The 6,168-nt window shown below is 68.4% G+C and carries 8 protein-coding genes; 4 read left to right on the top strand and 4 right to left on the bottom strand.

The features are described from left to right. Window positions 1-35: 35 nt before the first annotated feature. From QMK34_RS46635 to QMK34_RS46615, 4 genes are all read right to left on the bottom strand, one after another. Window positions 36-866, bottom strand: a complete 831-nt coding sequence (locus tag QMK34_RS46635; RefSeq protein ID WP_326421431.1) for a cyclase family protein — start codon at window positions 864-866, stop codon at window positions 36-38. A 203-nt stretch (window positions 867-1,069) separates the two neighbouring features. Beyond that, window positions 1,070-2,614: a pyridoxamine 5'-phosphate oxidase family protein gene (locus QMK34_RS48195; protein ID WP_442785370.1), complete on the bottom strand. Its 1,545-nt coding sequence runs from the start codon at window positions 2,612-2,614 to the stop codon at window positions 1,070-1,072. A gap of 68 nt (window positions 2,615-2,682) precedes the next feature. Further along, a complete protein-coding gene (locus tag QMK34_RS46620; protein ID WP_326421432.1) occupies window positions 2,683-3,063 on the bottom strand; it encodes a BlaI/MecI/CopY family transcriptional regulator in 381 nt (126 codons plus the stop codon). 551 nt (window positions 3,064-3,614) lie between these two features. Beyond that, entirely contained in the window at window positions 3,615-3,923 is a 309-nt protein-coding gene (locus tag QMK34_RS46615) for a hypothetical protein (RefSeq protein WP_326421430.1), read from the bottom strand. 30 nt (window positions 3,924-3,953) lie between these two features. Here QMK34_RS46615 and QMK34_RS46610 point away from each other — a divergent pair, with 30 nt between their 5' ends. The 4 genes from QMK34_RS46610 to QMK34_RS46595 all read left to right on the top strand — a co-directional run bounded on the left by QMK34_RS46610 (window position 3,954) and on the right by QMK34_RS46595 (window position 6,046). Next, window positions 3,954-4,433, top strand: a complete 480-nt coding sequence (locus tag QMK34_RS46610; protein ID WP_326421429.1) for a hypothetical protein — start codon at window positions 3,954-3,956, stop codon at window positions 4,431-4,433. Next, window positions 4,414-5,076, top strand: coding sequence for a peroxiredoxin family protein (locus QMK34_RS46605; RefSeq protein ID WP_326421428.1), 663 nt, complete (start codon window positions 4,414-4,416; stop codon window positions 5,074-5,076). Before QMK34_RS46610 ends, QMK34_RS46605 begins: the two co-directional genes overlap by 20 nt. Further along, entirely contained in the window at window positions 5,073-5,354 is a 282-nt protein-coding gene (locus QMK34_RS46600) for a glutaredoxin family protein (protein WP_326421427.1), read from the top strand. The genes QMK34_RS46605 and QMK34_RS46600 overlap by 4 nt, the downstream gene beginning before the upstream one ends. A 158-nt stretch (window positions 5,355-5,512) precedes the next feature. Beyond that, entirely contained in the window at window positions 5,513-6,046 is a 534-nt protein-coding gene (locus QMK34_RS46595; RefSeq protein WP_326421426.1) for an RICIN domain-containing protein, read from the top strand. The last annotated feature ends 122 nt before the right edge of the window (window positions 6,047-6,168 follow it).

Raw genomic sequence — 6,168 nt, 5'->3', positions numbered from 1 at the left:
CCTCAGGGTGGCCTTCAGGGGCAGTCACGGAAGGGCTAGTCGGCGCGCACGCCGGGCGGCAGGACGCCGAAGATCGTCGCCGTGGAGCCGGCGCCGTGGCGGTTGAGCGGGCCGCCGACGAGGACCCACGCGCCTGTGGTCGGCAGTGTGCGCAGGTTGGCCAGGATCTCCAGGCTGACGCGGCGTCGCTGGTAGACCAGTTTGGACACGGTGTACGTCTCCTCGGTGCCGACGTCGGGGCTGAACGTGTCGGTGCCGGTGCCGCCGCGACGCCCGATCCGGCCGGTGTCGATCAGCCATTTCACCGCGGGGATCGAGAAACCGGGCTGGTGGATGACGCCGTCCGTGTCGAGGTTCGGGAACGACGGCGTGCCCCAGCGGGACTCCCACCCGGTCCACAGCACCACCATCGAGCCGTCGGGGATCCGGCCGTACCGCCGTTCCCACGCCTTGAGGTCGTCGATCGTCACCGCGTAGTCGGGGTTGGCCGCCGCCTTCGCCCGGATGTCGATCTTCACCGCCGGGAGGAACAGGTCGCCGGGGTCCATCTGGTCGGCGAGCGCTTCACCGGTGTTGAAGTGCCCGGGCGCGCCCCAGTGCGTGCCAGTGTGCTCACCCTCGCGGACGAATTGCAGGTAGTAGCCCTCCTGGGGGATGGTCGCGATGGTCTCGAGGGTGAACGCCGGGTCTCCGGGGAACCCATTGGTCTTGGCCGGGTCGTTGACGTGCGACAGGTTGACCAGGGTCAGCTGGTCGAGCCGGAAGGGCGGAACCGAGGCGGCCTCCGCCGGACGTGCTGCCGCCCAGGACAGCCCGCTGAACAGCCCGGCCACGCCGGCGGCAAACGCTCTACGCCTCAAGGGCATGCCATCACCTTTCCCCAGATCACCACTCGCGCGGGATCACCGAATTCGCTCGTTCGTGCGATGTCCGCACGAGGAGCATGCCTGGTGATATCACTCTCGGGCCCTCCGGCCCAAACGCCGGAATTTTCCTTCCACGGGTCCAGGAAATAACGGTAGGCGGCAGTGTGCTGATTGTTTCTTTCCCATCGGGGACACGGGCCTGCTCAGTGGGCGAAGTCCCAGCGGGTGGCGCCGTGCGGTTCGGCGGTGGCCACGCCGATGGCGGTGTGCGGCGTGAGGCGGTACAGGTGCCAGGGTGCGGGTCCCGCGCTCGGCGCGCTGTAGGGGGCGGTGAGTCCGTCGCCCTCCGCCGAAGCTTGCCAGCCGCCCGTCCGGTAAACGGCCGCCAGTCGCTCCAAAGTGGACGGATCGGTGACCCGGAGTGCCTTGCCCTCCAACGTGAGGTCGATGCCGCGCAAGCGGACCGACACGCTGCAGACCGGGTTCGCCGCCAGGTTGCGCGACTTGCGGGTGCCCGGCCCGCTCGTGAAGTACAGCGCGCCGTCCACCCAGACGGCCCCGACGCCCGCCGAGTGCGGCCGCCCGTCGGGCCGCACGGTCGCGACGAAGAACGTCAGGTCTGTCTTGGGTGTGTCGCTGGCGAGGACGTCGCGCGGACGGCTCCACGGCAGCTCCGCGGACCCATATCGGTCGAGATTACTGGTCGAGATCGGCTCGTTCCTGGTGTCAGTCATACCGGTGCGTCGAACGGGACGGCCCCGAATCGACAGCGGGGGAATCCGCGTGGTCAGCCGATCGTGGGGTTGCACAGCGCGAGCCCCCCCGGCGGCCAGGGCCGCCGTCAGCAGCGGGCCTCCGGCCACCAGTAGGACGACCGCGTTCAACGCCAGCCGGGCCCGCCACCGGACGCCGGGTTTGGCGGGCGCGGCCAGCCGTTGCGCGCGGGCCACCACGCCGACACCGGTGGCGCCGAGGGCGTTTCGGGGAAGCGGGGCTCCGCCGGACAGGGCGAGCAGTGCCCGTAGCAACGTGCGGTGCCCGTGGCCGCGCACCGCGGCGTCGTCGGCGCACATCTCCAGCAGCCGGGCGACCTCGGCCGCGCCGGTGGTGAACAGCTCCACCCGGGGCAGGATCGTTGCCAGCGCCCGGGTGACGGCCAGGATCTGGTGATGACGACCGGCCAGATGGGCGCGTTCGTGGGCCAGGACCGCGCTCAGTTGCCGGTCGTCGAGCACGTCGAGGGCCGAGCTGGTGACCACGATGGTGCCGGGCCGCCCCGCCACGCAGTAGGCGACGCGTTCGGGGGCGTCGAGCACCACTGCTTCCAGCCCGTCGACGCGGCGGCCGACGAGGCGGGCCGCCTGCGCGTGCTGGTGGGTGTGCGCTCGTGCGGTCGCCAGAAAGCGACCCAGCCGCCAGCCCAGCACGGCCATCGCGAAGGCGGCCAGCGAGGCCAGGGCGAGGAGCCCGGCCTGCAGGAGCAGGCCCGAGCGGCCGGTCGCGATCGCGCTCAGCGCGGCGAAACAGGCGCTGGCGATCTGTCCGGGCCGGTTCCAGTCACTGACGAGTTCACCGGCGAGAAAGGCCGCCGAGACCACCCAGGACGCGACGACGCTGCCCAGCACCGCCAGCCAGGTGATCACCCCGAGCCGTGGAGCCACTCCGGCGCGGGTCAACCGGCGAAGTGGCCGCGGTGCCAGGACCGCGACGGTGAAGCTGTAGAGCAGGAGGCAGACGGCGACGCTCACGGGGCGTCCTCTGCCGTGGACAGCTGGTGCAACGCCTGGCGCAGAGTCGTCGACTCCTCCTCGGTCATCTACTCCAGGAGATGGGTCAGCACGACGCGAGAGTCGCCTCCGGCGTCCAGCGCGGTGCGCATCAGGCGGGCGCTGTACTGCTCGCGTGTCCAGGTCGGCCAGTAGGCGAACGCCTTGCCGCGCCGCTCGCGTTTGAGCTGGCCCTTGCGATGCAGGTTGTCCATGGTGGTCATGACCGCGGTGTAAGAGGGCGTCCGGAAACTGATGTCATGTCGTCCAGTTTGGCGCCGAGGGCCGCGTGACTGACGGGGGACTTTCACACGGTCTGTTCTGGTGAAGGGGACTTTTGCGAGGTTGAGTCGAGGGAAGGTCCCTTCGGTCGCGACCCCAGGTTTGCCGTGTGCCCTGATGGGAGCCTTCACGGCGTTTAACGCTGTCATGGTGGCCTTCAGGGGCACACATGAAACGGTCATGGCGGTATGAAACGGGCGAATGGGTGGATTTTTCGTCCTTTGTGGAGGGTAGGCGGCTTCGAAGGACAGGTGCCCGAGGCTTCGAGCGGCGGCTGCTGCGACAGTTCTCAGACGCCTTCTAAGCGATTTCCCGCTCTTGACGCAGGTCTTCGAACACGTCACGGACCGTCGTCGTGCCCTCGCGATTCCACAGGCGATCCATGAGCACCGCCTCCAGGTCCCCGAACCCGCGCACCCGACCTCCCGATCCCGCCCGTCTCCAGCACAGGGTACGTCGGCGAACCCGTGCTTTGTTCCGGCGGCTGAGGCGGCGGCCAAGCGAACAGAGACCACACCTCTTCGTCAGATACTATCTACGTACGTAGATAGTATCTGGTGGCTGATGAAGGAGCGTTATGCGTGCATCCGTGCTGCCGGGAGGCAGCCTTGAATCGACGACGGCCGGTGCGTGCGATGGGTGAACTGCTGTTCGGCACGACGCTGCTGGCGTCGTGCCGCGCATCGGTGATGCTTCCGGCTTACCTGTCCACCGGGTTCCGCCACCGCGGCGGCGTGGTCCCCGCCACGCTGGTGTTCGGCGCCGGGGTGGCGACGATCATCCTGCCGATCGGGCTGGGCGCCACTTTTCTGAGCAGCCTGCTGCTCACCCAGCACCGGTGGATCTTCTCCATCGGCGGGGTGGTCATGGTCGCCGGGGGAGTCGCGACGCTGGCCGGGTGGAAGCCCAACCTGCCCATGCCCGGCGGGCGGGCGGCCAGCGAGGGCAGCTTCAGCTCGGCGTACGCCGCTCGGCGCGTTCTCCGGCGCGGCCAGCGCCTGCTGCGCACCGGTACTCGCCGGTGTGGCGGTGCTTTCCGGTGCCGCCGCGTCGTTCCCCCGCGGCGTTTGCCATCGGTGTTTCCTACGTCGCGGGCATGGTCGCGCCGCTGGCACTGGCGGCGCTGGTGCAGGACAAGCTGCGCGAACGCGCCACCCTGCTGCTCACCGACCGTGCCATCGTGGTGCGGCTGGGTGGGCGGCGGCTGGTGCTGGGCAGTGCGGTCAGCGGCGGCCTGATGATCGTCATGAGTGTGCTCGCCGTGGTGCTCGCGTTGACCGGCCCGGGAATGCCCAGCGGCGGTTGGCAGACCGAGATCAGCGCGTGGCTGCGGCACCTCAGCAGTGTCGTCCTGAACAACCTGTCCTGGATCCTGGGTTGGGTCGTCGTCGTGGTGCTGGCGCTCGGCTTCGCCCTGTTCGTCCGGCGCGCCGTGCGGGTGAAGGTGCCCCCCCGAGACCGATATCCCATCGATTCCCAGATCGTCGAGGAGAACCGACGTGAGCAAGATCAGCGGTAAAGCCACGAAATCCGTCTCGGACAGCAGGCGTGCCCGCCGGTCGACGATGATCGGTGCGGTGGTGGTCGTCCTCGCCGCGGTCGTGCTGTTCGCCGTCTACCGGAACTCGCAGAGCGCGAACGGCGGCACCGCGGGCGGCTCCGGCTTCGAACACGTGGCGGGTCAACCCGGGACGGGCACCGCGGCTCCGGGCTTCACGCTGACTTCGGACACCGGCAGTCAGGTCGGGCTTGCCGATTTCCGGGGTAAGAGCGTGCTGCTGTATTTCCAGGAAGGCCTGTCCTGCCAGCCGTGCTGGGACCAGATCCGCGACCTGGAAAAGAACCGGCCCGCACTGAAAGCCGCGGGTGTGGACACCGTCGTGTCGATCACCACCGATCCGGCCGACCTCATCGGGCGGAAAGTGACCGATGAGAAGCTGTCCACCTCGGTGCTTTCGGACCCGACGATGCGGGTTTCCCAGGCATACCGCGCGAACAGTTACGGGATGATGGGCGACACACGCGACGGCCACAGCTTCGTGCTGGTCGGCCCGGACGGGACGATCCGCTGGCGGGCCGACTACGGCGGCGCACCGGCCTACACGATGTTCCTGCCCACACAAAAGATGCTCGCGGACCTGACCGCGGAACGCGCGCCGTGACCAGGCCACTGGCGATCACCCTGCTGACCCAGCACGTCTGCGCCTTCTGTGACCACGCCAAAGGGATCCTCGACCGGGTGGGCACCGAGTTTCCGCTGCGGGTGACCGAGGTCGACCTGTCCACTGAGGACGGACAGCGGGTGGCCATCCAGGCGGGCATGTTGTTCGCACCGGGCGTTTTCGTCGAGGGCAGGCCCCTTTCCTACGGACGGCTCTCGGAACGCAAGCTCCGCCGTACCCTCGAAAAGCATCTGCGGGAACGCCCTGCGCGCAGCTGACCCTCGCCACCGGAGACTCGGGAGGTGCGGCCCCGCCATTCTCGACGGGTTGTCTGGGGGTTGTCGACGGATTGTCGATGAGGTGTCGACGGCGGCTGTCAGGATCGCTCGAAGTTCGCAGCCCGCGAACACTCTCGCCGAAGGAGAACCTCGAGCTCATGCGTACCATGGTGCGAAACATCCTTGGCGGTCTGGCCGCCACGTTAATGCTGGCGGGCGTCGGTCTCACCGCCACCGCCACGGCGGCCGACGCGTCCGCCTTCCATCTCATCAAGAACAGCGGCAGCTCCCTGTGCCTGCAGCCCGAAGGCGGATCCACCGCCGAAACCGCGGCGATCGTGCAGATGCCGTGCGATCGTAACAACGCCGCGCAGGGTTGGCTGGAGCAGCGGGTCGGCAGCCATCACTACATGTTCCTCAACCAGGCCAGCGGTTTCTGTTTCGACGCCTTCGGCGGCGCCGTCAACGGGACACGCCTGCTGCAGGGCGAGTGCAAGCGGATCAGCAACGAGGAATACAACACCAACGTCGACCTGCCGAACGTCACGATCCTGGAGTCGCGGATCGGTTTCCGTGACACCGGCTTCTGCGTCGACGTGCCCGGTGGCCGGGCGGACGTGGGGTTGGCCATGCAGATCTTCAGATGCAACGGAACCCCGGCGCAACGCTGGGTCGTCGGCTTCGACCTCTAGTACTACAGAGCTAGATCTTTGCGTGTCGGTTCGTGATATCGGCTGCTGGTTGTGCGAGTGTTTGCGTGTGACCATTCCTTCTGCTGGGCGGGCTGGCGTCGCGGGCGGTGCGACTCGGGAAG

Source organism: Amycolatopsis sp. H20-H5, assembly GCF_035828755.1.
Lineage (GTDB): Bacteria > Actinomycetota > Actinomycetes > Mycobacteriales > Pseudonocardiaceae > Amycolatopsis.
This window is presented reverse-complemented; position numbering and strand designations above follow the sequence as displayed.

Coding starts and splice junctions, on each gene's coding strand:
- QMK34_RS46635 (WP_326421431.1), bottom strand. CDS start 866: ATGCCCTTGAGGCGTAGAGCGTTTGCCGCCGGCGTGGCCGGGCTGTTC.
- QMK34_RS46620 (WP_326421432.1), bottom strand. CDS start 3,063: ATGACAGCGTTAAACGCCGTGAAGGCTCCCATCAGGGCACACGGCAAA.
- QMK34_RS46595 (WP_326421426.1), top strand. CDS start 5,513: ATGCGTACCATGGTGCGAAACATCCTTGGCGGTCTGGCCGCCACGTTA.